20 protein-coding genes and 1 rRNA gene are annotated in these 24542 nt (G+C 38.6%); 13 read left to right on the forward strand and 8 right to left on the reverse strand.

All coding sequences use genetic code 11. From position 1 onward, the window contains the following. Positions 1-76, forward strand: a 5S ribosomal RNA gene (rrf, locus tag AC3WSK_RS19625); the annotation flags it as partial. Between the two features lie 159 nt (positions 77-235). Here rrf and AC3WSK_RS19630 read toward each other — a convergent pair. Beyond that, positions 236-907 (reverse strand): LytTR family DNA-binding domain-containing protein, encoded by a 672-nt coding sequence (locus AC3WSK_RS19630; protein WP_079562734.1) that lies wholly within the window; start codon positions 905-907, stop codon positions 236-238. A gap of 214 nt (positions 908-1121) precedes the next feature. Here AC3WSK_RS19630 and aceA point away from each other — a divergent pair, with 214 nt between their 5' ends. From aceA to AC3WSK_RS19665, 7 genes are all read left to right on the forward strand, one after another. Then, on the forward strand, positions 1122-2405 hold the full coding sequence (gene aceA / locus AC3WSK_RS19635) for an isocitrate lyase (protein ID WP_079562735.1): 1284 nt from the start codon (positions 1122-1124) through the stop codon (positions 2403-2405). 110 nt (positions 2406-2515) lie between these two features. Beyond that, positions 2516-4114: a malate synthase A gene (aceB, locus tag AC3WSK_RS19640; protein ID WP_492414393.1), complete on the forward strand. Its 1599-nt coding sequence runs from the start codon at positions 2516-2518 to the stop codon at positions 4112-4114. Positions 4115-4585: 471 nt separating this feature from the next. After that, the gene (locus AC3WSK_RS19645) at positions 4586-4981 is read left to right on the forward strand and encodes a GntR family transcriptional regulator (protein ID WP_427484578.1); all 396 of its coding nucleotides are present in this window, start codon (positions 4586-4588) and stop codon (positions 4979-4981) included. A gap of 3 nt (positions 4982-4984) precedes the next feature. Continuing rightward, on the forward strand, positions 4985-6082 hold the full coding sequence (locus tag AC3WSK_RS19650; protein ID WP_427484577.1) for a DUF1648 domain-containing protein: 1098 nt from the start codon (positions 4985-4987) through the stop codon (positions 6080-6082). 140 nt (positions 6083-6222) lie between these two features. Next, on the forward strand, positions 6223-6894 hold the full coding sequence (locus AC3WSK_RS19655; RefSeq protein WP_079562738.1) for a response regulator transcription factor: 672 nt from the start codon (positions 6223-6225) through the stop codon (positions 6892-6894). Further along, positions 6894-8264 carry a sensor histidine kinase gene (locus tag AC3WSK_RS19660; protein ID WP_492414394.1) on the forward strand — a complete coding sequence of 457 codons (1371 nt, stop codon included), beginning with the start codon at positions 6894-6896 and terminating at the stop codon, positions 8262-8264. Before AC3WSK_RS19655 ends, AC3WSK_RS19660 begins: the two co-directional genes overlap by 1 nt. A gap of 76 nt (positions 8265-8340) precedes the next feature. Beyond that, positions 8341-8745 (forward strand): hypothetical protein, encoded by a 405-nt coding sequence (locus AC3WSK_RS19665; protein WP_079562739.1) that lies wholly within the window; start codon positions 8341-8343, stop codon positions 8743-8745. A gap of 489 nt (positions 8746-9234) precedes the next feature. On the opposite strand, the gene AC3WSK_RS19670 is transcribed toward AC3WSK_RS19665, so the two are convergent. Continuing rightward, on the reverse strand, positions 9235-11172 hold the full coding sequence (locus AC3WSK_RS19670; RefSeq protein ID WP_492414392.1) for an SEL1-like repeat protein: 1938 nt from the start codon (positions 11170-11172) through the stop codon (positions 9235-9237). A gap of 369 nt (positions 11173-11541) precedes the next feature. On the opposite strand from AC3WSK_RS19670, the gene AC3WSK_RS19675 reads away from it, so the two are divergent. The 4 genes from AC3WSK_RS19675 (at position 11542) to AC3WSK_RS19690 (ending at position 15397) form a co-directional block, all read left to right on the forward strand. After that, the gene (locus AC3WSK_RS19675) at positions 11542-12252 is read left to right on the forward strand and encodes a glycosyltransferase family 2 protein (RefSeq protein WP_492414391.1); all 711 of its coding nucleotides are present in this window, start codon (positions 11542-11544) and stop codon (positions 12250-12252) included. A gap of 74 nt (positions 12253-12326) precedes the next feature. Further along, positions 12327-12587, forward strand: coding sequence for a metal-sensitive transcriptional regulator (locus tag AC3WSK_RS19680; RefSeq protein WP_010857552.1), 261 nt, complete (start codon positions 12327-12329; stop codon positions 12585-12587). 247 nt (positions 12588-12834) lie between these two features. After that, the gene (locus AC3WSK_RS19685; RefSeq protein ID WP_079562741.1) at positions 12835-13989 is read left to right on the forward strand and encodes a transglutaminase domain-containing protein; all 1155 of its coding nucleotides are present in this window, start codon (positions 12835-12837) and stop codon (positions 13987-13989) included. A gap of 100 nt (positions 13990-14089) precedes the next feature. After that, positions 14090-15397 (forward strand): transglutaminase domain-containing protein, encoded by a 1308-nt coding sequence (locus AC3WSK_RS19690; protein WP_492535116.1) that lies wholly within the window; start codon positions 14090-14092, stop codon positions 15395-15397. Positions 15398-15610: 213 nt separating this feature from the next. Here AC3WSK_RS19690 and AC3WSK_RS19695 read toward each other — a convergent pair whose 3' ends face one another. From AC3WSK_RS19695 to AC3WSK_RS19715, 5 genes are all read right to left on the reverse strand, one after another. Continuing rightward, positions 15611-16558, reverse strand: a complete 948-nt coding sequence (locus AC3WSK_RS19695) for an N-acetylglucosamine kinase (protein WP_492414389.1) — start codon at positions 16556-16558, stop codon at positions 15611-15613. Continuing rightward, a complete protein-coding gene (gene argH / locus AC3WSK_RS19700; RefSeq protein WP_079562744.1) occupies positions 16555-18069 on the reverse strand; it encodes an argininosuccinate lyase in 1515 nt (504 codons plus the stop codon). Before argH ends, AC3WSK_RS19695 begins: the two co-directional genes overlap by 4 nt. Positions 18070-18096: 27 nt before the next feature. Further along, positions 18097-19818: an ABC transporter permease gene (locus tag AC3WSK_RS19705; protein ID WP_079562745.1), complete on the reverse strand. Its 1722-nt coding sequence runs from the start codon at positions 19816-19818 to the stop codon at positions 18097-18099. Positions 19819-19830: 12 nt separating this feature from the next. Beyond that, positions 19831-20901, reverse strand: coding sequence for an ABC transporter ATP-binding protein (locus AC3WSK_RS19710; protein WP_492414388.1), 1071 nt, complete (start codon positions 20899-20901; stop codon positions 19831-19833). A gap of 292 nt (positions 20902-21193) precedes the next feature. Beyond that, the gene (locus tag AC3WSK_RS19715) at positions 21194-22294 is read right to left on the reverse strand and encodes an extracellular solute-binding protein (RefSeq protein WP_492414387.1); all 1101 of its coding nucleotides are present in this window, start codon (positions 22292-22294) and stop codon (positions 21194-21196) included. A 692-nt stretch (positions 22295-22986) separates the two neighbouring features. Between AC3WSK_RS19715 and AC3WSK_RS19720 the strand changes: the two genes are divergently transcribed. Next, positions 22987-23334 (forward strand): isochorismatase family protein, encoded by a 348-nt coding sequence (locus AC3WSK_RS19720; protein ID WP_427484572.1) that lies wholly within the window; start codon positions 22987-22989, stop codon positions 23332-23334. 281 nt (positions 23335-23615) lie between these two features. Here AC3WSK_RS19720 and AC3WSK_RS19725 read toward each other — a convergent pair whose 3' ends face one another. Then, positions 23616-24533, reverse strand: coding sequence for an EamA family transporter (locus AC3WSK_RS19725; protein WP_079562749.1), 918 nt, complete (start codon positions 24531-24533; stop codon positions 23616-23618). Positions 24534-24542 lie beyond the last annotated feature (9 nt).

Below are 24542 nucleotides of genomic sequence, written 5' to 3' on the forward strand. Positions count from 1 at the left end.
CGAACACGGAAGTTAAGCTCTTTAGCGCCGATGGTAGTTGGGGGCTTCCCCCTGTGAGAGTAGGACGTCGCTAGGCAATCTAAAGTCTGAGAATTATTTCTCAGGCTTTTTTATTTTTTTTAGGCTGTCTTATACAAACAATGTATAGGACAGCCTTTTATCTTTATTCAGCGAATGTTTTTCTGTGCGAAAGCAAAGCGACAGCACAATAATAGTAATTACGCTAAGACAAAATCTAAAATTCAAGAGCATTTCGAAGATTATTTAAATAAGATTGGCTAACGGGTAGTTCACTTCCATCCTTTAAAGTGACAATAAAATTGGAAGTAAGATCACGAGCCATTTTTTTTATGAAATGAATATTAACAATATAAGATCTATGAATGCGAATAAAAGATGACGGTAGACGCATTTGGAGTTCTTTCAGTGTAATACTTGTTTTAAATTGTTCTCCCTCCACATAAAACCACGTTTTTTTCTGCAGACTTTCAATATGAGAGATTTTTTCAATTGCAATAGGATTCCATTCTTCTTCTTGCTTTCCTGTTAAAAATTGATAGGGCTCTAATTTCTTTTCGGTAAAGGTTGAAGGTAATACTACAATAAGTGCTGCAGGTACATCTAAAATGTTAATAGGGTAACCTATCCCATAATACGGTGTTTCGAATAAGGAATTATCTAGAACGGCGTCTGTTCGTTTTCTTGTGCGTAGTACTTGTTCTGCAATGCTACCGGATTGTACTTGTTGGCCTACTTCTAAGTTAATGTTTTGATGTCCAGAATGAAAATAAATATAAGAGTTTTCAGCGGCAATTGCGATGGATGAATTGACTGGAACCCAGTCCTTTAGCATTGAAATAAACTGTTGTGAAATATCTTTTGGCAAAGAATTAAACTCATTATTCATTGTGAATATCCCCCTTGTTTGTAAACAGTTTACCAAATTTCATCGCCAAAAAAAGCGGTTTCATCATTAAAATTTGGTGTTTTATCTAAAAATAATGAAAATTCAGAAGTTCTGTTATATATTAATTTACAACAAATAAACCTGTTATGGAACAGCGGATTAAAAGTTTTTTAACAGAGTATATTGTCTACAAAGGGGAAGGTGGAATTTCAATATGTCAACACGTCAAGAAAAAATTCAAGCATTAGAAAAGCAATGGGCAGAGAACACTCGTTGGGCAGGTATTGAACGTGCATATTCAGCTGAAGAGGTTGTTAAGTTACAGGGCTCTGTTGTACTTGAACAAACTTTAGCAACTAAAGGTGCGGCTCGACTATGGAACTCTTTACAAGAAGAACCGTTCATTAATGCGTTAGGTGCATTAACTGGTAATCAAGCTGTACAACAAGTGAAAGCTGGATTAAAAGCAATCTACTTATCAGGCTGGCAAGTAGCTGCTGATGCTAACCTTTCTGGTCAAATGTACCCTGACCAATCCTTATATCCAGCAAACTCTGTACCAGCAGTAGTAAAGCGTATTAACCAAGCTTTACAACGTGCAGATCAGATCGATCATGCTGAAGGACGTGTTGATCAATTTGATTGGTTCGCTCCAATCGTGGCAGATGCTGAGGCTGGCTTCGGTGGTCCACTAAACGTATTTGAGCTTGTAAAAGGTATGATTGAAGCTGGAGCTGCTGGTGTTCACTTAGAAGACCAATTAGCTTCTGAGAAAAAATGTGGACACTTAGGCGGTAAAGTTTTACTTCCAACACAAAATGCTGTTCGTAACTTAATTGCTGCTCGTCTTGCAACAGACGTAATGGGTGTTGATACAATTTTAATCGCTCGTACAGATGCTGATGCTGCAGATATGGTAACATCTGATATCGATCCACGTGATGCTGAGTTTATTACTGGTGAACGTACTCCAGAAGGCTTCTTCCGTACAAAACCAGGTATCAAACAAGCAATTGCTCGTGGGTTAGCTTACGCGCCGTATGCAGATTTAATTTGGTGTGAAACTTCTAAACCATCTCTTGAGGAAGCTCGTGAATTTGCGGCAGCTATTCATGCAGAATTCCCTGGTAAATTGCTAGCATACAACTGCTCACCTTCATTTAACTGGAAAGCAAATCTATCAGAAGAAGAAATCGCAGAATATCAACGCGAGTTAGGTAAATTGGGATACAAATTCCAATTCGTAACATTAGCTGGTTTCCACGCATTAAACCACTCTATGTTCGAGCTTGCGCATGATTATAAAGATAATGGTATGGCTGCATACTCTAAGCTACAACAAGCTGAGTTTGCATCAGAATCAAAAGGCTACACAGCTACTCGCCACCAACGTGAAGTAGGTACTGGTTACTTTGATGACGTATCTCAAGTTATCTCTGGTGGTACTTCTTCTACAACAGCGATGGCTGGCTCTACTGAAACAGAACAATTCGTATAAGTTTCATAAAGTACGTGTATTCCTAAATTCATAATCATAGATTAGTCTCTCCCGCTCCTCCTAAAGCGGGAGAAGACTACTTAAAATCGCAAAGGTGGGGGAAATAACTGATGGAACAAGCAACAACAGGTAAGCTTAAAATTGTTGGGGAACAAAATGAGCAAACAAAAGAAATTTTAACACCAGAAGCCGTTGAGTTTGTTCTTGCCCTGCACGAAAAATTTGATGCTCGTCGAAAAGAGCTGTTAGAGGCTCGTCAAGAACGCCAAAAGCGTCTTGATGCAGGTGAGAAACTCGACTTCTTACCAGAGACAAAGCATATCCGTGAGGGAAATTGGACAATTGCACCACTTCCAGCAGATTTGCAAGACCGTCGTGTAGAAATTACAGGACCTGTTGACCGTAAAATGGTTATTAATGCTTTAAACTCTGGTGCAAAAATGTTTATGGCTTGCTTTGAGGATGCATCTGCTCCGACATGGGAAAACATGATTGGCGGCCAAATAAATATGCGTGATGCTATTAATAAAGCAATTGAGTTTACACAAGCATCTAATGGTAAAACGTATAAGTTAAACGAAAACACAGCTGTGTTATTAGTGCGTCCACGTGGTCTTCATTTACTTGAAAAGCATGTACTAGTAGATGGCGAACCGATCTCTGGTAGTTTCTTTGATTTCGGTCTGTATTTATTCCATAATGCTAAAAATGCATTGGCACAAGATACAGGACCATATTTCTACTTGCCGAAGCTTGAAAGCCATTTGGAGGCTCGCTTATGGAATGATGTCTTTGTGTTTGCACAAGATTATATCGGAATCCCACAAGGGACAATTAAGGCTACTGTATTAATCGAAACAATTTTAGCTGCATTTGAAATGGATGAAATTTTATATGAACTGCGTGAACATTCAGCTGGTCTGAATTGTGGACGCTGGGATTACATTTTCAGCTACATCAAGCGTCTACGTAATCAACCTGATGTAATTTTACCGGACCGTGGACAAGTAACAATGACTGTACCATTCATGAAGGCATATACGTCTTTATGTATTCAAACATGTCATAAACGTAATGCTCCTGCAATGGGCGGTATGGCAGCACAAATTCCTGTTAAAGGGGATGACGATGCGAATGCTGTAGCGTTTGCAAAGGTTGCCGAAGATAAGCGTCGTGAGGCAACAGATGGCCATGATGGAACTTGGGTAGCACATCCAGGTATGGTTGCAACGGCGATGGAACAGTTTGATGCGATTATGACGACACCAAACCAAATCGATAAAAAACGTGAGGATGTAAATGTTACAGCGGAAGATTTAGTAGCTGTTCCAGAAGGTACAATTACACTTGAAGGGCTTCGAATTAACTGTAGCGTAGGGGTTCAGTACATTGCTTCTTGGCTACGAGGCAACGGAGCTGCACCGATTAACAACTTAATGGAGGATGCTGCAACTGCAGAAATCTCTCGTACACAAGTATGGCAATGGATTCGCCATCCAAAAGGTATCTTGGGTGATGGCCGTGGTATTACATTGGCCTTTGTATTAGAAATCTTGGAGGAAGAGCTTGTGAAAATTAAAGAGGCTGTTGGGGAACAAGTCTATAACAGTGGCCGCTATGAAGAAGCTGCTGAGCTGTTTAAATCTTTAATTGAACAAGACGAATTTGCGGAATTCTTGACGCTTCCAGGTTACGAAAAATTAGCTTAACTTGCTTTCAGCATAGATTGATTTGAGATACGAATCTATTAAACGAACATATCCAAGCTTTCCTAAATTGTTGTGGACTAAACTCGAATGGAGTCCACCTTATTCTACTAATGTAACGAGCGGGGTCTGTTCCCCTGTTCCTTACTGAAAATTGAACACGGTTACAAAAAAGGGGTCATGAATAAAGGGATTTAAAAGGGTAAAGGATGTCTTACGAGCTTAGATGGGGAGCTTGTAAGGCATTTTTTTATCTTCTAAAACATTGCAAGGAGGGAGTATAAAATGGAAATATTGCTGGCTCCCGGGGCGATGCCGGTAGTTGACGAAATTTATGATGCATTAGCAATAGTTGAAAGGGAATGTCTATCATGAGACATCTCTTTTTTTGATTGTTCAATTGGTCTCGTTTTTTATGCACAAAGAATGATTATTTGTTATATTAGCTATATAACAATTTTGGAGATGATAGTAATGTTTATTCAAATAGAGCCACAATCTGATGTACCAATCTATGAACAGGTAACACGGCAAATTATTGAAGGTATTGCAAGAGGAGAAATGAAACCAGGAGATACCCTACCATCTGTACGTAGTTTAGCGGCTGATCTGGGCGTAAATATGCATACGGTTAATAAAAGCTATCATGAGCTAGAGCAAAAGGGGATTATTACTATTAGAGCCAAATCAGGTGCTATTATTCGTTCAACAGAGGAGCGAGCGTTAACTCCTGAACAATTTAAACAAATTGAAAAAAACCTAAAGCCTGTTGTGGTAGAAGGAATGGTGCTCGGCGCAACAGCCGAACAAATCGAGCACATGATAAAAAAGGTATTTTCCGATTTGCAAATACCTGCAGAAGGGGTGTAGCATATGCTACTTTTCGTTTTCTTAACCGTCTACCTCTTAACATTATCTCTACAAGTATTTGTTCCATATATAGTACGTGAGACAACCATTTTTGGCGTTACTGTACCTGAACAAAATGTAAAACATCCTGCATTACGTAATATGAAAAAGCATTATGCACAAATCGTTGGAATATCTGGTGTCCTATTTTTAATGATTATGATTGCCAGCTATTATTACCTTGCACCATCTGAGTTTATGCAAGGTATTTTACTGCTTGGGTGCTTATTTGCAATGCTTGCAGTCAGTATGACACTATATTGGATAAACCATCAAAAAGTTTTAAAACTCAAAAGGCAAGAGCAATGGGGCTTGAATATTAAACAAGTTCGTGCAGTTGACTTAACGGCACGTAGTCGTGATGAAATGCTTCCTTGGCCATTTTATGTAGTTCCTTTTGGTGTTACAGCGTTTTTAATTATCTTTACAATCCTCCATTATGATCAAATACCGGATCATATTGCTGTACACTGGGGACCTAGCGGAGAAGCGGATTCTTGGAGAAGTAAAACATATTTTACAGCGGTTTCAATGCCGCTTGTTATGCTGATGATGCAATGTATGATGTGGGGAGTTGTAGATTCCATAAAGCGTTCTGCAATCAAGTTGGCCGTTAATCGTAAGGAAGAATCATTAGAAGATCAGTTGAAAAGCCGAAAGTATATGAGCTGGAACATTATGTTGTTAAGCTATGCCCTTACTATATTATTTACAGTATTACAGTTAAGCAATATCTATCCTTCAATGACTTCAGGAAATAGGCTATTACCGATATTTATTTTATTTTTATGCCTTGTTTTTGGCTCTGTCCTTATTTACGCATGGAAAAAACGCAAGCTGAGAGTGGAATATGGAAATAATGTTGTTTCAGAAGTAATGGATGTTGATGAGGATCGCTATTGGAAAGGTGGATTAATTTATGTGAATCGTCAAGATCCTTCCGTTTTTGTAGAGAAGCGTTTTGGGGTCGGTTGGACGATGAACTTTGCAAATCCACGAGGCTATATCGTAATTGGTTTGCCGTTACTTATATTGCTGTTGATTTCTTTCTTTTCGTTATAATATAAATGCGAAAGAAGTAAAAAATTCGCTACACTCCCGCGAGACAGCGATCATTGCATTTGCAGATCGCCCACACGGAATGGAGCGGATTTTTTGTTAAAGTAGTGTACCGGAAACAAGTTGGATGGGGGTAAGTTTGAATGAAAATTCTCGTTGTAGATGATGATGTACATATTTTACAGCTAGTAAATATTTATCTGACAAAAGAGGGCTATCAGGTGATACAAGCGGAAAGCGGACAACAGGCCCTTCAACTACTTGAGGGAAACTTGCCTGATTTAGCTGTTGTAGATGTTATGATGCCGGGTATGGATGGTTTTACATTAACTAAGACATTGAGCCAGGACTACGATATTCCTGTACTGTTATTAACAGCAAAAGGTGAGCTTGAGGACAAGGAACGAGGTTTTTTGGCAGGCTCAGATGACTATGTTGTAAAGCCTTTTGAACCTAAAGAATTGCTGTTTCGCATAGCAGCGATATTGCGTAGATTAGATAAAAAAAATCAGGTAACCATCCAGGTGAGCAGGCTAGTTATTGATCGTCGTAGCTTTGAGGTGGTCATTGGGGAAGATACACTGGTTCTGCCTTTAAAGGAGTTTGAACTATTGGCTTTACTTGCTTCCCGCCCGAATCAGGTGTTTACACGTAGTTTTATTATGGAGCAAGTGTGGGGCTATGACTACGATGGAGATGAGCAGACTTTAAATACGCATGTGAAGCGGATTCGTGAGCGGCTGCATCGTTATGAAACAGGTGTTGAGATTACAACGGTGCGAGGCGTTGGCTATAAGCTAGAGGTTATTGGATGATGAAAACGTTATATAGTAAATTTGTTGTCACGACAATGCTCGTTATGATCGGCAGCTTGTGTATCGGCTTTTTAGCGACGAATATTTATTATCATCAAGTTGTAAAGGAAAAAAACGATGCGAAAAACGTGAAGATTGCGCAAGATATTGCAAAATACATTGAGTCGTCAAAGCCTAGCGATTTAGAAAATTATTTAACAACTCTTGGGGAAATAGGTTATCAGATTTATGTAACAACCGGTGACGCAGGACATTTTTTCGGCGGTAAGTATCGTGATAAAGCACTACCGCCCAAAACTGTCGAGCGTGTTTTAAACGGGGAAATTTATCATGGTATGCGTGATTTTCCTAAAGAGACTTTTGTGACAGGCTTTTTTGCGAATGAGCTAATAAATACGATAGGTGTGCCATTTACTTATGAAAATAAGCAGTATGCACTGTTCATTAGACCCGATATTCGCTTGTTGTTTTCTGAGGTTCATACGATACTTGGTGGACTTATTTTAGCGATGGCAGTACTTAGTCTGTTGGCAATGCTACTTTTTGCTAAGGCACTAATTCGCCCTATTACACAACTAACAGAGGCAACACATCAGCTTGCACATGAAAAATTCGATACGCTACTAGATATAGAGCGAGCTGATGAGATTGGACAATTAGCAGAAAGTTTTAATGTCATGACAGAAAAATTACAGGAAAATGATCGAATACGTAAAGAGTTTATTAGTAATGTGTCCCATGATTTTCAGTCGCCGTTGTTGAATATTCAAGGCTATGTAGATTTACTAAAGAATCCCTTGCTTACCGACAAGGAAAGGCAGGAATATACAACGATTATTGAACTAGAAACGAAGCGTTTGTCGACATTAACTAAGCAATTACTTTTACTAACGTCACTCGATCAATCTACAAGGTTGTTAAAGCGTGAGCCTTATCGTTTAGATGAGCAATTAAAGGAAACAGTAAGAAAATACCGCTGGCAGCTTGAAGATGCCAATGTACAATTATCGTATCAGCTAGAACCAATAATATGTAATGGTGATGCTGGGCTATTGCAAAATGTTTGGGATAATTTATTGACGAACGCTATTAAATATAATGTCGAAGGTGGAGAAATTCATATTCACTTGCAAGAATTCTCAACCTCAATTGAAGTACTTATTGAGGACAGTGGCATAGGATTGACTGCTGAACAACTACAAAAGGTATTTGATCGCTTTTATCGAGTAGATGAGTCCAGAACAAAGCAAGGTACTGGGCTTGGACTAGCCATTGTGAAGCAAATTGCCGAGCTACATGGGGGAACGGTTCATATAGAAAGTGTTATGAATTCCGGCACAAAGGTCCGCGTTCACTTACCAAAATTGTAATGAGGAGTTCATGTAAAGTTCATGTTCACGAGATAAACTGCTGACTAAGTTGAAAAAACTTAGGGGGAGTTATTGTATGGAACTAAAATGGAGTATACGCCTTATTCGTCTTGCTGCGATTTTTGCTTTATTGGGAACGTATCTAGGCTCACATATTTCCGCCTCAGGTAGTTATGAATATAGACCGATACATGCACATATTTTGCTCGTAGGTTGGTTAAGTATGTTTGCATGGGGCATTTTCTATCGAGCTTTTAAAGTGAAATCGCAAAAATTAGTAACAGCACATGGTTGGACGGCTATTCTCGGGGTTTTTGGTTTAACACTAGGCATGTGGTTCTACAATATAAATCCATTTCATTTTAGCAGTACATTTACATTAATTTTCTTTATTATAGGTGGGACAACGCTATTAATTAGCTTTGCTTTATTTATCGCTGTAACATTTATGGTGAATCTAAAAGAAGAAATGAAAAACTAGAAAATACCGTGTCACTGTCTTTATGAGGTGGCACGGTATTTTATGCTATTGAAGCCTTTAAATAATGTATGGTTCTTCTGCAAAACGAGGGGTTGATTCCCGTTCCGACTGGGCGCTTTGTTGCTGTCGCTACGTTAGCACTACGCTTTCGCACAGAGCAAAGCTTCCTGGGGGCGTCCGATGAGCCGCTTCGCTGCGCTGCAGGGTCTCGGGCCAACACGATGTTGGTCACGAAGGCGTTATCACAGGGCGTGATGCTTTTAGCCTTCGTTCCTCTATATCGCTGATCCCCAAGGAGTCGCCCAGTCGTAACGAAGATCAACCACTTCACATAGCAATGTATCTTCTGCATATCGCTCTAATTTAATGATAAAATGAAACTTCGGTAGCGATGTATCTGTGTGGAAGCGCGGGATGCGGCTCCACGCTCATCTATAGGAATGCGAGTAGCCTAAAAGAAATCACCCCCACGTTATGAGGGTGAGTACTTTATTTCATATTTTCAAGAGACTTTTTAAGCCATTTTGTTGCCTCGGTATAGTCTTGTGCGACACCATGTCCTTTTTTGTAAAGCATACCGAGCTGGAATTGCGCTTTTTGATGCCCTTGATTGGCAGCGAGTCGATACAGCTGGGCTGCTTTCACAAAATCCTTCGGTACCCCTTGTCCATGACTGTGCATTTGAGCTAATTGATATTGTGCTTTGGCATGTCCTGTAGCGGCAGCTTGTTCAAGCCATTTTGCTGCCTCGGTATAATCTTGTGCGACACCTTTTCCCTTATCAAATAAATTACCGAGCTGATATTGAGCACCTGAATGTCCTTGGATGGCTGCTAGTCGATAGCAGCGCCGTGCCTCTTCTAAGTCCTGCTCGACCCCCAATCCATGCTCATATAATAACCCTAATTGATATTCAGCCTGAATATGGGACTGATCAGTAGCGGCTCTCCACCATTTCACTGCTTCATCATAATTCAAGTTAGCTTCATATAATAATCCGAGCTCGTACTGAGCATCAGCATACCCCTTTTCAGCAGCAGCTTTGAAGTAAGGGAGCGCTTTTTCTGGTTGCTGAAGTTGGTATACATAAATACGTCCAAGCTCAAATCCTGCACTTATATGTCCAGTGCTAGTGGCTAACTGTAACCATTTTTCAGCTGAAGATATATCGTTTTCTTTGACATAGAGTACACCGAGACAGTATTGAGCATTTAAGTGTCCTTTATGTGCTGCGAGTTTAAACCATTTTATAGCCTCTATACGATCCTGAGGAATACCTTGACCAGTGTTATATAGCATTGCCAATTGAAATTCTGCATTAGTATGGTCTTGAAGTGCAGCTAAATGGAACCATTGCGCAGCTTCTTCAAAATTTTGTGAGATCCCACGACCTTTAAGGTACATATAGCCAAGATTATACTGAGGACTTGCATCACCAGCTAATGCGGCCATTTCAAAATAGGCTATAGCTTCCTCATAGCATTGCTCGACGCCGGTTCCATTGTGATAAAGGAATCCAAGGTTATTTTGAGCACTTGTATTCCCTTGATTGGCTGCTAGCATGTACCATTTTGCTGCCTCTGCAAAGTTTTGTGGCATACCAAGACCTTGATTGTATAGAACCCCCAGATTGTACTGTGCATCTGCGTTTTCTAAATCTGCAGCAGCTTTATAATAGCGAGTAGCTTCTTCATAGTCTTGTACAACACCATGTCCTAAATGATAGAGCACGCCTAAGCTATAAAGTGCATTTGCATCATTTTGAGCTGCGGCACGTTCATACCACATTTTTGCAACTGCATAATCCTTCTTAACACCACGACCTTGATTATAAAGAGCACCTAAATTATATTGAGCACTTGCATTCCCTTGTTTTGCCGCAAGCTCAAACCAGTTTGCGGCACTTTTATAGGCCTCAGCTGATTGGTTATCTTGAAGAAGCATATTTATATCAAAAACTGAAGTACTATTTTCAAAACTAGGGGCTATGCGAATCATCTTTGCCTTTACGCTACGGTCATAGCGTTTAATAAACCATTCTACAATATCACTTATATAATCAAGAACAATTTTTGCGACCTTTGACTCCACAATTTCACTACTATTACTAGAAGTCATTTTGTTTACAAGATTCATTAGTAAATAAATGCGACGTGGATGAATTTTTGCAACAAAGCTACGATTATTGAGTAATGACCGAATGTTTTTTAGCTTTGGTTCTGAATCCATTTCTAGTTTATAAAGCTCATATAAAATTTCCTCCAGTACAAGGAGTGATTTTTGTAAAGATAGAGCTGGCTTTGACGTGGCGAGAGAGCTAGCATCCTGTAAATTTTTAGCCAATTTAATGAAGGACAAAGCTTTTAATTTCTTACAATGATCTTGGAAAATATCATATTGAATGACGATAGCACTCACCTCTTTCATAAAGTTTTTCTTATGCTCATTACCGAAATCTAGATATTTAATATGTAAAAACGTACACTATCTATATTAGTTGATCTTCGTGACCGACCTCGTGCTGCTGCCGCTACGTTAGCACTACGCTTTCGCGCAAAAAACATCATGTTGGCCCGAGACCCTGCAGCGAAGCGGCAGCTATAAAGCGCCCAGTCGGAACGGAAATCAACCATACGTTACGATGAAGTCCTCTTTTTTCATATATCGGGAAAATACCGTTATTGTTGAATTGTCCTCGTTAAATGATACTATGTGATATAAGGAGACTCGTCGAGGTTTGAAGTAGCGATTAAAAAAGTACATCTGTCAAAGTTTCATGTTATCCGGGGGATAGAGATGATGAAAAATATTGCAGCAATTATACCAGCCTATAATCCACAACAGTCACTTATAACCTATGTCCATCAATTATTAGCCACCACTATTAGCCAAATTATTATTGTCAATGATGGTAGCGATCAAAAATATGCATATGTATTTGAAGAGTTAAAAAAGATTGATTGCTGTCGAGTACTAGAGCATGACCACAATATTGGTAAGGGCGGCGCACTAAAAACAGCTTTTTCCTATGTAAGGTCGCAAAGAAGCATGTTTCAAGGTGTTATTACAGTAGGTGCTCATGGGCAACATACTTTACAAGATGTAAAGCTCGTTTTAACGATGACAAAGGTATTTTCTGAAGGGATTGTATTAGGAGTACGTAACTTCCATTCGGCGGATAGTAATCTTTTATCCTATTGGGGTAATCGTGCAACAAGTTTGTTTTTTGAAATCCTTTATCATAGAAGATTAGTGGATACCCAAACAGGTTTGCGGTTTATTTCTATAAAGGAACTACCGTGGCTGATGAAAGTGAAAGGTGAACGATATGACTACGACACCAATATGCTAGTCGCTGCGCTTAAAAGAAAGTGTCCAATTTTTGAGGTAGAGATAGGTCAGTTACGAATAAAGAAAAATACAGTGATACAGTATGATGAAATAACAAATGCAGGGTCAATTATTGCTACCATGCTTATGAATTATTTAAAACCAAGGGAAAAATAGCTACATGTTACATTTTGTAATAGGATAATAATTACTCAAGGGCGTAGCGAGTATAGAAAGAAGGAGCAATGATGATGGAATATTCAGATCAAGTGAAAAATCGTGTAAAGCGCATGGAAGGCCAGCTACGTGGGATTTTAAAAATGATGGAAGAAGAAAAGGACTGTAAGGCAGTCATTACTCAATTATCGGCAGTACGTTCAGCAGTAGATCGCACAGTTGGTGTCATTGTTAGCACGAATCTTTTAGAATGTGTACAAAATGCTGAAGGTGATGGCGAGAAAATGAATGAAGTTATTCAAGAGGCAGTTAATTTAGTAGTAAAAAGTCGTTAACATAAAGAGAAGCCTGCGCGCTAGAAAAGGGCTTAGAAAACTCACTAAAAACAGGTGAGTTTTTATTTTTGTACAAAAATATAGTTTAATTCGATACTTATTTTTTATTAAAGGGAGTTTGTGCCTATGTGATGAATGGTGGTTATATAGTTAAAAGTCACAGTTAGTGAACTTGTCCGATAGATTCGTAGTCACTTTCTCTGTTATTCTAATTACAAGAATATAACAAATGGGAAGGTGATTTATTGTGAAAAAATGGTTGATAGGTGGAGCAGCATTGCTGATGTTAAGTCCAACAGCAGCTTATGCTCAACAGGCAGACGCTCGTTCAGTAAATACTTCCCCGGTGAGTGCTTATCATGTAGTAGCTAGTACTAACGTAACAACTTGGGATCAATTCACAACAGAAATCGTAAAGCAATTAAATAATTTCGCTCCCGAAATTAACATTACATATAGTGGACCAATGACAGATTTCAAAAAGAATTTTATGGAGTCCTTTAAAAAAGCACAGGAGCAAGCAGTCTATGCGGGTGGTCATATGGAAAGTACCAATATTTCTGCAGACTCAACAGGCAATGTAACGTTTAAAGTGAAGTATTTGACAAACCAAACGCAAGAAGCGGCGGTGCAAAAAAAGGTTGATCAATTATTAAAAGCGATTATTAAGCCTTCGATGACAGAATTCGAAAAAGTAAAAGCGATTAATGATTATATCGTGTCAAATGCTTCATATGGTACTAAAACAAAGGCTAGTCCCCATAGTGCTTATGCATTGTTAATGGAAGGACAAGCTGTGTGTCAGGGTTATGCGTTAACGGCTTATAAAATGTTGGATCAAGCTGGATTCGATGCAAAGTATGTTGTTGGTACTGTTAATGGTAACGAGGCACATGCATGGAATTTAGTAAAGGTTGATGGTCAGTGGTATCATTTAGATACAACATGGAATGATCCATTACCAAATCGTTTAGGGGCTTCTTCGTACGATTATTTTTTAGTAACGGATGCACAACTAAAGAAAGATCATAAATGGATAGCATCAAATTATCCAGCTGCAACAAGTGCAAAATATAACTATATGCTAAATGTTCATTTTGCATATCAGGATAAAAATACACTATACTTTAGTAATACAGCTGATAAAGATAAATTGTATAAGCTTGATCTAGCAGGTGGTAAGAAAACAAAGGTCATTGATAAACGTGCCTTGTATATTACTGGAGCAGATGACTTTTTATATTTCAGTGATTACAGTAACAGCGGTTATTTAACAAAATTAAATCTAAAAACATTAAAAACTGAGGTGCTCGTGAAACAAGCAGTTACAGATTTAAGAATTAATGATAATTTTTTAGTTTATAATGTTAAGGGCATCGAACAGAAACTTAAAATTAAATAAGAATATCCTTATCTATTGATAAAATGAAAGCACAAAAGGACCTCCAACTGAGTTCTTTGTGCTTTTTTTGTATATAATGAATACAGGAAACCAGTTGGAGGTGAGGATTTTGTGGAAAAAGTTAGCCATTATCGTAATAATCATTATTTTTATTGACCCAATTTATACGGCTGGTAAGGCAGTTGTACAGCAAGTGATAACTTGGACCAATAATGATGAGATAGAAACGATGCTTCTTTCAACAAAGGAAAAAATCATAGACGTTACTGCTAAACTTTCAGAGAATACCTCCATTGAAACGGCCACACCACCTATAGAAGACAAACAAGAAGAAGGAGTAGCCGTTACAGCTCCTGCAGTCAAAAAACCTGAAGCAAAGTTAGTTGTAACAAATGCAAAGGAAATGGCTGATGCGATGTATACGTACTACAGTAGTTTTTCGCCTACGTTTGAGATTCAATATAAAGGCAATACACAACGAATTGAACAGTTAGTGGAAGAAGCTTATGAAAATGCTATTAAACGAGATGATTATGTATACGGTCATATTAGTAAACACTCAATTCGTTTTGAATATGGAGGAAGAGCGGCCAAAGTCTTTGGGGAGCAAAGTTATTTAATGACACCAGAGCAGTCCGGATATGTTGAAATGAATGTTCAAGAGGTTGTAGCTTCTATCGATAAACAATCATTAAGTAATGTAGAAAAGGTTAGGGCTGTCAATGATTATATCGTTGCCAATACCGCCTATACGGATCAAACGAATTCAAGTCCACATAGCGCTTACACAGTGCTTGCGGAACATGGTGGTGTTTGTCAGGGATATGCATTGTTGGCTCATTCGATGTTACAAAAGTTAGGTATAGAAACAAAATATATAGTAGGCTATGTCGGACAGGAAGGACATGCATGGAATTTAGTAAAGCTGGATGGTCAATGGTACCACCTCGATACTACATGGAATGATCCGGTGCCTGATCGTAAAGGGGCAGTGCGTTATCAATATTTTTTAGTGGATGATCGAACGATGGCAAAAGATCATACGTGGATTGCTGAAGACTACCCGAAAGCAACGAGTACAAAGTATAACTACTTTCACAATGTAGATTTCGCTGCAAAGGTAGGGCAACAAATATTTTATAGTAATGTTTCTGAAAATAATAAATTATATGTGCTTGATTTAGAAACAGGTAAATCGAAACGAGTTTCTAATTCGCGTGCCCAGTATCTCGTTTATGCTGATGGCTGGCTATATTTTAGTAATTATTCACACGGAGCGTATTTAACGAAGATTCGTCCGGATGGAAGCGGAGAACAAATATTAAATAGGGAAGAAACGAAGGATTTATTTGTGAAGGACAACTATTTATATTTCACGACAAATGAACTGAAAAAAATAGCGCTTTAACTTGATTGATCAATAAAATGATATGAGTGACATGCCAGAAGATACACGTTATGTGAAGTGGTTGATTGGAGTGGAGACTGGACGCCCCCAGGAAAGCGCCCAGCCGGAACGGAATTCGACCCCTCGTTTTGCAGAAGAGTAATACTTTGTTTAAATACACACCTTGATTTCATTGAACATAATAGTTTTCAACAACATGAAGAGCCTATGACATTACAGATTGTCATAGGCCTTTTTTGTCCGCTCTATAAGATAATGGATTGGCGGATGCTGACACAGAGAAACTTCAATTTGCGGATACATCGATTTCATTTCCTGTGAAAAAGTTTTAAAAATTAATGGATTATGCTTAATGGCTCCACCATTACAATAAAGGCTAAAAGCGTCGCCTTGATAGTCAATTTTTTTCAACACAGCACATGCAAGGAGCGCTAGCTCATGGGCAGCACACATTGATATTTGGATGGCGCATGGATCCTTTTTGTCCACGGCATCTGCTAAAAATGCCCCCATTTTTGCAAGCTGCGCGTTCGTGTAAGATGGGTGGAAAAGCCATGTAGCTAGCTCTGTGACGTCTCGGATCCGTAAGTGATTATAGACAGCATTTTTTAATAGGGTCGGCTCACCGCGCCCGTCCTCCATGCGGAAAATGGCGCGTATTACTTCTTGTCCTAGCCAATAGCCACTGCCTTCATCTCCAGTACGATGCCCCCAGCCACCTGCACGTACTATTTGTGTACCGGTAAATGCGTAAGCAATGGCTCCTGTTCCAGCGATGAGTAACGCGCCTGCCTGTCCAGCAGTAACGCCGAGTAAAGTGGCTTGCGCATCATTTTCTATAATAAGCGTATCTATTTTTAGCTGTAATGCTGATACGGCGCTATGAACGATTGTTGATACGATTTCATGATCTTTGGGAGAATCAATCCCAGCCATTGCAAAGGTAGCTACAGCAATAGTAGAGTCATCTTGCTTTTGCAAAAAGTCCTGCACATTTGCTAATAACGCTTGCACTATTTCTGTAGCAGTTTCAGCACCGATTGCTTGATAATTCGAGCCACTTGTTGATGTCGTATAGATTATTTCACCAGACTCGGCATGTACGAGCGCACATGCCGTTTTTGTAGCACCACCGTCAATAATAAGTAGCCATCCCATCATTGATTCCATTCCTCTAAAAATACTGTTAATTGTTTTTCTGCTTCAATAATTTTAAATTCCTTCAAACGAATCCACTCATAAAGATTATGAGAATTTGCCTTGCAGTGTTCAAGAGATGCTTTCATCGTTGCGGGTGCTGGACCACCAGGTAATGTACGTACACCAACGAAGGTCTCCGGTTTTAATGTGTTATAAAAATCTTCCTCAGAAATTTTTAATGGTTTACCCGTAATTAATTTGGCTTGTGTATTGGTAAGCCCCCATGTAAGACTTGCTAAAGATTCCTCCCCATGAGAGAGCAATACTTTAATACATTTACTAACAATACTATGTGCCTGCCGGAATGAAATCCCTTCAGAACGCACTAACGTATCGGCAAGCTCTGTGACATTGGCAAAGCTATTGTTTGCTCGATTTCTTAGTTTTTTCTTGTTTACATCCATCGTGACAACTAGCGAACCAAATAGTTCGTAAATACCTATTAAACGGTCGATGGCGCGCCATAAATATGGTTGCATATCATCTTCTGTGTCTACAATATCTCCAAAAGGTGTATTATGTACCATCTGTAATACTGTACTAGCGTCACCAACAACTGCTGATAGCAATGAACGTGTATGCTCTATTGAAACAGGATTGCGTTTTTGTGGCATGATTGAGCTAACTTGTACGTACGGGCTCGCCAACGTAAATGCATTGAATTCCTGTGTAGCCCATAGTAGAAAATCCTGGGATGTACGGCCAAGATTAAGTGCCGCAAGCTGAACGATACTCGCTGCCTCTGCGATATAATCTGCACCAGCAACAGCATCCCACGCATTCTCGATAATATCATCGAAGGCCAATAACTCACGCATGCGCTCTCGATTAATATTGAAGCCTGTTGTCGTTAATGCTGCTGCTCCCATACTACTGCGATTCACCGTTTTGTAGACATGCTGTAAACGTTCAAAATCGCGTTCAAGTTGATCGATGACAGCCTTCAAATAATGAGCAAAAGTTGTTGGCTGTGCCTGCTGCGTATGTGTATAGCCAATCATAATCGTATCAACGTGCTCCTCAGCAGCTGCGATTAAATCATCCCGTAATGTCAGTAATTCTCGCATTAGCAATAACAATTTTTTTCTTAAAGTCATGCGATAGATGGCAATGCCCATATCATTACGACTTCTCCCAATGTGAAGATTTCCTGCAACATCGCCAGCAAGCTCTATCAATTTATTTTCGATGCGGAAAAACAAATCCTCATATAGTGGGCTGTAATCCTCTATACGATAATAGTTCAAATCTAGTTTTTTTAGAGCGATTCCAATTTCTTTAGCTTCTTCTTTTTTTACTAGTCCCTGTTCTTCTAACATTTTTAAGTGTGCAATATTGATTTGTAGAATAATTGTTAAAAAGTTTTTCTTGGCTTCATCGTAAGCCGGCTGTAAGACAATTTTACGATAAATATTAGAAGGGAAGATCATCCCATCTTCTTGCTGTGTTTTGTTGCGAAAATCTTCAAACATATGAATTGCCTCCTATTAGATTAGCAGTTATATGGCCGAACCAGCACTGCCTTTAGATAACTTCTCAGAAATAATAAGCACAATTAAAATTAAACAAATTTGTAAGACGCCATATGCACAAGCAGTTCCAAATTTAAACGAATATAGTTTTTGGAAGATCGCCACTGATAATGGGATGGTCGACGTACTGTAAATAAGAATAGACGCTACGAATTCGCCAAAGCTTTGAACAAGTGCTAGTAACGTACCTGCCAAAATGCCCGTAAATGTAAGGGGAAGTACAATACGTCTAAATGAATACCACCATGTTGCACCTAAACTCCGTGACGCTTCTTCGATAGATTGATCTAATTGAACAAGTGATGCCGATGTCGAGCGGAAAACAAGAGGTAAATGTCTAATAAAATAAGCTAATGGCAAAATCCAGAACGTCCCGACAAGAACTTGATTAAAGGCGAATATATTTTCTGTACTAAAGGCTGCAATCAAATTGACAGCTACAACCGTTCCTGGCAATGCCCAAGGAACCATAATTAAAATATCGAGTAATGTTTTACCTTTAAAGTTTAAGCGAACCATTGCATAGGCTGCTGCAACACCGAAAAGAATGTTGCCGAAAGTTGCAACAATCCCCATTTGAATGGAGTTCCAAATCGGTCGCCACGTCCGTTCATCTGTAAAAAGTGCTTGATAATGATCCAATGTATAGTCTGTTGGGAGAATTTGTGTTTTCCATGCACCATCAACGGAAAATGAAATTAAAATAAGTACTAAAATCGGTAAAATTAAAATTAATGTGCCTATGAAAGACGCAATAGTTGCCATAATTTTCATGCTTCTTGAAGACACTTCAGAACGGTGAACACTAATACCTTTACTGAGGTTTTGATAATTTCGACGGTTTTGATACCAGCGCATCACAATTAAAAAGGTAATGGACACAAAGGATAAAATCATAGATTGCGTCGCTGCCATATCTAAATTCCCATTCGTACGAGATAAATAGATTTGCATGGTCATTGTACGTTCGACACCGAACATTAGAGGTGCAGTGTAGGATGCCATAGATATCATAAAGACGAGTAAGGAGGAGGCAACAATCGAAGGTGTTAACATGGGCAAAATAACCTTTGTCCATACCCGAATACGCCCGGCACCTAAACTAGTAGCGGCTTCTTCTAAAGCTGGATCAAGACCTTTTATAGCTGCTGAGGCGGTTAAGTAGAAGTAAGTGTACATAGTGAATGTATGTACTACGATAACCCCCCATATGCCTTTTAATGAAAAGGGTACTTGCTCTAAACCGAATAGGTGCTGAAATGCACGGGGGAAAATACCACTGTCTCCATACAAAAAAGTAAAGGACAGTACACCTACTAACGGCGGAAGAGCCATAGGTACCAATACTAAAACAGAGAGTATCCGTCTACCTGGGAAATTATAGCGTTCCAGAAGAAATGCCATAGTTACACCGACGATCGCACAACAAATAACACTGATAGCGGATATATATATACTAGTCCACAATGCCTCTATATTTGCTGGGCTAGCTATATTAAAGAAATTTTTATAATTAGAGAGTGCATCATCACCTGAAAAGCTCTCTTTAAACGTTTGATAGAACGGGTATACCACATAGGCAAACAACACTAAAAATAAAGGTGCAACTAAAATATAGACAAACCAGTTCGCGCTAGTTAAACGTGTCCATGCATTTCCTTCAGAAGAACTGTGGTGTGTTTTTTCCATGTTAGTACCCTCCTATTCTCCTAAAAAATACAGTGAATCTTGGGCTATAGTTAGAGTGATTTCTTCACCAATTTTTTTGAATTGACCATTCATATTAATAATCATTACTTTTAGTGAAAAATCTAGACATTCTACAATGTAGTTCACACTAATTCCTGTAAATTCAACAAAAGTGATTTTACCCGTTAATGTGTTTTCACCAGTACCTTCATGAATAGATTCAGGACGAATAGAAATAAACACTTTGTCTCCAATCATATGCGTTAAAGTGGGGGAGCTTTGTTGCTTTCGCCCAGTGAGAATAAGTCCACTCGCTGTTTTTACTTGTATATCGTTACCGTTAATAGCATCGATTGTCGCTTCAATTAAGTTCGTCTCGCCAATAAAATCTGCTACGAAGCGGTTTGAAGGTCGGTTATAAATTTCTTGTGGTGTACCGATTTGTCTGACGTTTCCATGCTCCATGACCATTATCCGATCTGACATAGACATAGCTTCCATTTGATCATGCGTAACATAGATGGTTGTAACACCGAGCTCGGATTGAATACGTTTTATTTCGACGCGGGTTTCTTCACGTAGTTTAGCATCTAAATTTGACAAGGGCTCGTCTAATAATAAAATATCAGGCTCTATGACAAGCGCCCTTGCTAATGCAACTCGTTGCTGCTGCCCACCAGATAATTCATTAATTTTCCGATTACCATATTGCGATAAATGGACAAGCCCTCTAATACGGTCAACTTTTTGCTTAATCTCTGCCTTTGAAAATTTTCGTACTTGTAATCCAAAGGCGATGTTTTCGTCTACCGTCATGTGTGGAAAGAGGGCATAATTTTGAAACACCATACCAATGTTCCGTTTATTAGGTTGAAGCCTTGTCACATCAAAATCATCGAAAAGAATTTTCCCGTCAGTCGGGTAATAAAAGCCTGCAATCATCCTAAGAGTTGTCGTTTTCCCACAACCACTTGGACCGAGGAATGTAAAAAATTCACCAGATTTAATATGAAGATCTAAATCTTTTACGCCGTGAATGTGACCGAATTTCTTAGAGACATTTTCTATTTTCACACTTTTCAACTGAAATGCTCCTTTCTCGTTAGAAAATTAGTTGCATGAAGCCTCGAGCGAAATATACTCGAGGCTTAAAGATATGAACAATATTCATAGATGTCTTATGATATAAAAAGGCTCATCACCATAACGTGGGGTTGATTTCCGTTCCTCTATTGCTGATCCCCATGGAGTCGCCCAGTCGTAACGAAGATCAACTTATATACAAAGCAGACAATTTCACTAATGTCATTCCTAATTATTTTTGTGAAGAGCCTGTCAGCAACATAGGGCAAGTTCATAACTTTTTAGTCATCGGTCACTTTTTTCCTCGGCCTTTAATATTGTTATCCCAATGCTCCATCCATTCAGCTTCTTTCTCAGTCATGAGCTTCCAATCTATATCAAAAGTTTTTAAATCTAATTCTTTATACCACTCAGGCATTGCCTCTTTATCGATATCTGAGCGAGTAGGAATTTGATAGTAATCGTTGGCTAGTTGAGTCACCATACCTTTTTCAAATATGAATTCTGTAAAGAGCTTTGCATTTTCTAAGTTTTTAGCATTGTTTACAACACCAACACCGTCAACTAAAATCGGTGCACCACTTTTCGGATAAATGTAATCGAACGGATAATCAGTCGTATATTTCTTTAATAAAATATCTTGTAAATTCCATAAAGAAACGCTGCCTTCTTGTCGTGTCATCTTTAAATAAAGTGCATTTGGATCTTGTGTATATTCCTTAGTGTTGGCTTCTAATTTTAATAGCCAATCGTAGCCCTTATCAGGTGAATCTGCGCCTTGACGTAAGATCATAGAGGAGTAAATAGTACGCATCGTCCCAGAAGCTAATACACCTCGAATTAAAATTTTATCCTTCCACTTTGGATCTAATAAATCATCCCAATCCTGTGGGCCCGTTTCTTTCTTTAATACATCACTGTTAATCATAATAACTTCGGGGAGTAACATTTCACCAAACCAACGACCATCTGCATCTTTATAAGCCGCATCAATAGAGTCGTTAAAGCTAGGCTTCCAAGCCTGAAGTAAATCTTCATCGGCGCCGACAGTTAGTGCAGATTGCGTACCGCCCCACCAAAAATCAGCCTGAGGATTAGCCTTTTCACCACGTAGGCGTTCTAAAATTTGCTGCGCACCCATCGTTAAAAATTCCACTTCAATGTCCGGGTACTTTTCATTAAACTGATCGATTACCTTTTGCACCATTTCTTCATCGCGCCCCGTATAGATCACAAGCTTTCCAGATGGCGTAGCTGCCACATCGGTCTTTTCAGAATCGGACGCTTTGCTATTTGTTGTATCTTTTGTAGAAGTCTTATTATCACTACTACAAGCAGCTAAGATAACAACCATCAGCACAAGTAAAAAGCCGAAGATACGTGTTTTCTGCATAATCTTCCCCCTCCCTAATAATGAAAAACTTACATATAGCAGTATAATCCGGAGACCTTACATTAATGTTAGAATAATTAAAAAATTATAATTGGATTCATCATAGCTGAATAAATACTAGATAGCAATGGTGTTTAACTTCTTTCAGCGGGTGCCCAAACACCCGCTGAAATAGAGGAACTCAGTCTAAGAATGCCACGTCCTGTGGCAACGACTGAGTGACCAACATCACGTTGGCCCAAAGCCTCCAGCGGATGTCGCGGAATCGAAAAGGAGTTCTTTGTGCAGGCACAAAGCCGATTCCGGACGCACTTATACCGAGGTATAAGAGATCTAGAGTCGAAAACTCTTTAAAGTAGCGAGAAGACCCAATTTTGGGGACTTTAAGAATAGATTATTAAAATATGTTCAAAAGTGAACAAAGATTGATTTTAGTAATTTTGAAATGAATGCTACGATTTAAAGCAAGAATATCTCTAAACTTTAAGGAACGAATTATACGACTGGGGGAGAAACTCATGAAAGAAGCTTTACTAATAATTGATTATCAAAGTTATATATTAGATTTTATAGATCAAAAATAAGTACTGGATAATATACAAAAATTGGTGGATTCATTTGAGTGAGAAGAAAAAGAGATTATATTTGTAAAAAACATTGTAGAAAATGATGATGTTAATGAGGATATACAAATGGATATAAAAGAATATCCCGTGTTCGAAAAGAAAAATCCAAATGCATTTAGTAATAAAAACTTTTATAAATATCTTCAACAAAAAGGAGTAGAACTTTTATTAATCACAGGATTTAACATTGAATATTGGTGCCTTTTTACCTCAATTGTTGCAAGCCACTTAGGGTTTCAGACGACCATGATAGAAGATGCTTGCGGTACAACTGGTGATGAAAATTCGTATGAAATGCCAGGAATAGATATTGTAGATTTTGTAGGCACTATACTCAATTGGTCTGATTATGTAGAAGTTCTATATTATGATGAATATATTGAACAGTGTAAAGAAATTGTTATTGATAATTGAAATATCAGGAATGAAAGCTTTAGCGATAGGAAGATAGAAATGGATAAGCCTATTTTTACTTTTGTTTTAGCAACTTCGATAAATCCAGGGCTTTCTAATTTGTTTAGGTAATAATGAATTTTTGAATAAATCATAAACCATTTTTTCGGTTTAGTGTGTGCTAGGAACATATAGAAAAGCGCGAGAAATCAACGATTCTAAAATTGATTTCTCGCGCTTTTTAAATTTTGAGTAGTTTTTTTTAGCCTCAATATGTTTAGTGTTTTTTGATGCAACAATAGTTATTTATGGACGGACTCAATTACTTTATCCTTTTGTCGTCGATGCGAAAGTATTGCCGGTAGCATCATACCTAGAATAACCAAAATAATACCCGCTATTTGTAAAAGAGTTAAAGGTTCATGTAAAACAATAACTGAAACAGTTACAGCCACGGGTAACTCGATAGCACTTAAAATAGAAGCAAGGGCTCCTCCCACTTTCGGAACAGCTATAGAGAATAAATAAATCGGCAAAATAATACCGAAGAGTCCCAATGCTAGTCCGAATTTCCATAAACCACCGGCGAATAATTTACCGTTCCAAAGAACTTCAGGGTTTAAGAAAATACTAATTATGATAAGGGCGACAAAGGAAACAATCAACACGCGTGATGTAGTTGTAATACCTTCTACATGACGAGAGTTAAATTGGATAAAGCAAGCAAAAGTAAAGGCAGCAGCAAAACCTAGCAGCCAGCCTTGAATAGCAATACCGCTTAAATCTACATTCAGTACACCAGCCGCTAAAATAGTTCCAGCAAATAATACAATGATAGAAATCACTTCAGTCCGACTTGGTAAGCGTTTATGAAGTGCGCAATCTATTAATAAGCCTATCCACGTGAATTGGAAGAGCATTACTACTGCAAGAGATGCGGGAAGATACTTTAACGATTCTCCGTATACAATACCTGTAGTACCGGTAAGTATCCCGGCGCACACTAAAATTAGCAGTCCCTTTTTAGAAATCTTCGGTAACTGTCTTTGTGTCACTATAAAAATAGTTGCAACAAGCATAAAGCCAATAATATATTGACTTGATACTGCCTCTCCTGTTGTAAAGCCATGCTGCATAGCTACTTTGACAATTGTCGATAGTATTCCGTAGCTACTAGAAGCAATGACAATCAATAGAGGATAAATTAAGTTCTTTTTCATGTTTTTTAT

It is taken from the genome of Lysinibacillus sp. EB271-A1-10B (genome assembly GCF_058791335.1).

Bases quoted from the DNA above. Each gene is read 5' to 3' on its own strand.
- AC3WSK_RS19695 (WP_492414389.1), bottom strand. From the start codon at position 16,558: ATGATGGGATGGCTACTTATTATTGACGGTGGTGCTACAAAAACGGCA.
- AC3WSK_RS19660 (WP_492414394.1), top strand. From the start codon at position 6,894: ATGAAAACGTTATATAGTAAATTTGTTGTCACGACAATGCTCGTTATG.
- AC3WSK_RS19715 (WP_492414387.1), bottom strand. From the start codon at position 22,294: ATGCAGAAAACACGTATCTTCGGCTTTTTACTTGTGCTGATGGTTGTT.
- AC3WSK_RS19675 (WP_492414391.1), top strand. From the start codon at position 11,542: ATGATGAAAAATATTGCAGCAATTATACCAGCCTATAATCCACAACAG.
- AC3WSK_RS19645 (WP_427484578.1), top strand. From the start codon at position 4,586: ATGTTTATTCAAATAGAGCCACAATCTGATGTACCAATCTATGAACAG.
- AC3WSK_RS19655 (WP_079562738.1), top strand. From the start codon at position 6,223: ATGAAAATTCTCGTTGTAGATGATGATGTACATATTTTACAGCTAGTA.
- AC3WSK_RS19630 (WP_079562734.1), bottom strand. From the start codon at position 907: ATGAATAATGAGTTTAATTCTTTGCCAAAAGATATTTCACAACAGTTT.
- aceA (WP_079562735.1), top strand. From the start codon at position 1,122: ATGTCAACACGTCAAGAAAAAATTCAAGCATTAGAAAAGCAATGGGCA.
- AC3WSK_RS19720 (WP_427484572.1), top strand. From the start codon at position 22,987: ATGGATATAAAAGAATATCCCGTGTTCGAAAAGAAAAATCCAAATGCA.
- AC3WSK_RS19705 (WP_079562745.1), bottom strand. From the start codon at position 19,818: ATGGAAAAAACACACCACAGTTCTTCTGAAGGAAATGCATGGACACGT.
- AC3WSK_RS19650 (WP_427484577.1), top strand. From the start codon at position 4,985: ATGCTACTTTTCGTTTTCTTAACCGTCTACCTCTTAACATTATCTCTA.
- aceB (WP_492414393.1), top strand. From the start codon at position 2,516: ATGGAACAAGCAACAACAGGTAAGCTTAAAATTGTTGGGGAACAAAAT.
- AC3WSK_RS19665 (WP_079562739.1), top strand. From the start codon at position 8,341: ATGGAACTAAAATGGAGTATACGCCTTATTCGTCTTGCTGCGATTTTT.
- AC3WSK_RS19670 (WP_492414392.1), bottom strand. From the start codon at position 11,172: ATGAAAGAGGTGAGTGCTATCGTCATTCAATATGATATTTTCCAAGAT.
- AC3WSK_RS19725 (WP_079562749.1), bottom strand. From the start codon at position 24,533: ATGAAAAAGAACTTAATTTATCCTCTATTGATTGTCATTGCTTCTAGT.
- AC3WSK_RS19680 (WP_010857552.1), top strand. From the start codon at position 12,327: ATGGAATATTCAGATCAAGTGAAAAATCGTGTAAAGCGCATGGAAGGC.
- argH (WP_079562744.1), bottom strand. From the start codon at position 18,069: ATGTTTGAAGATTTTCGCAACAAAACACAGCAAGAAGATGGGATGATC.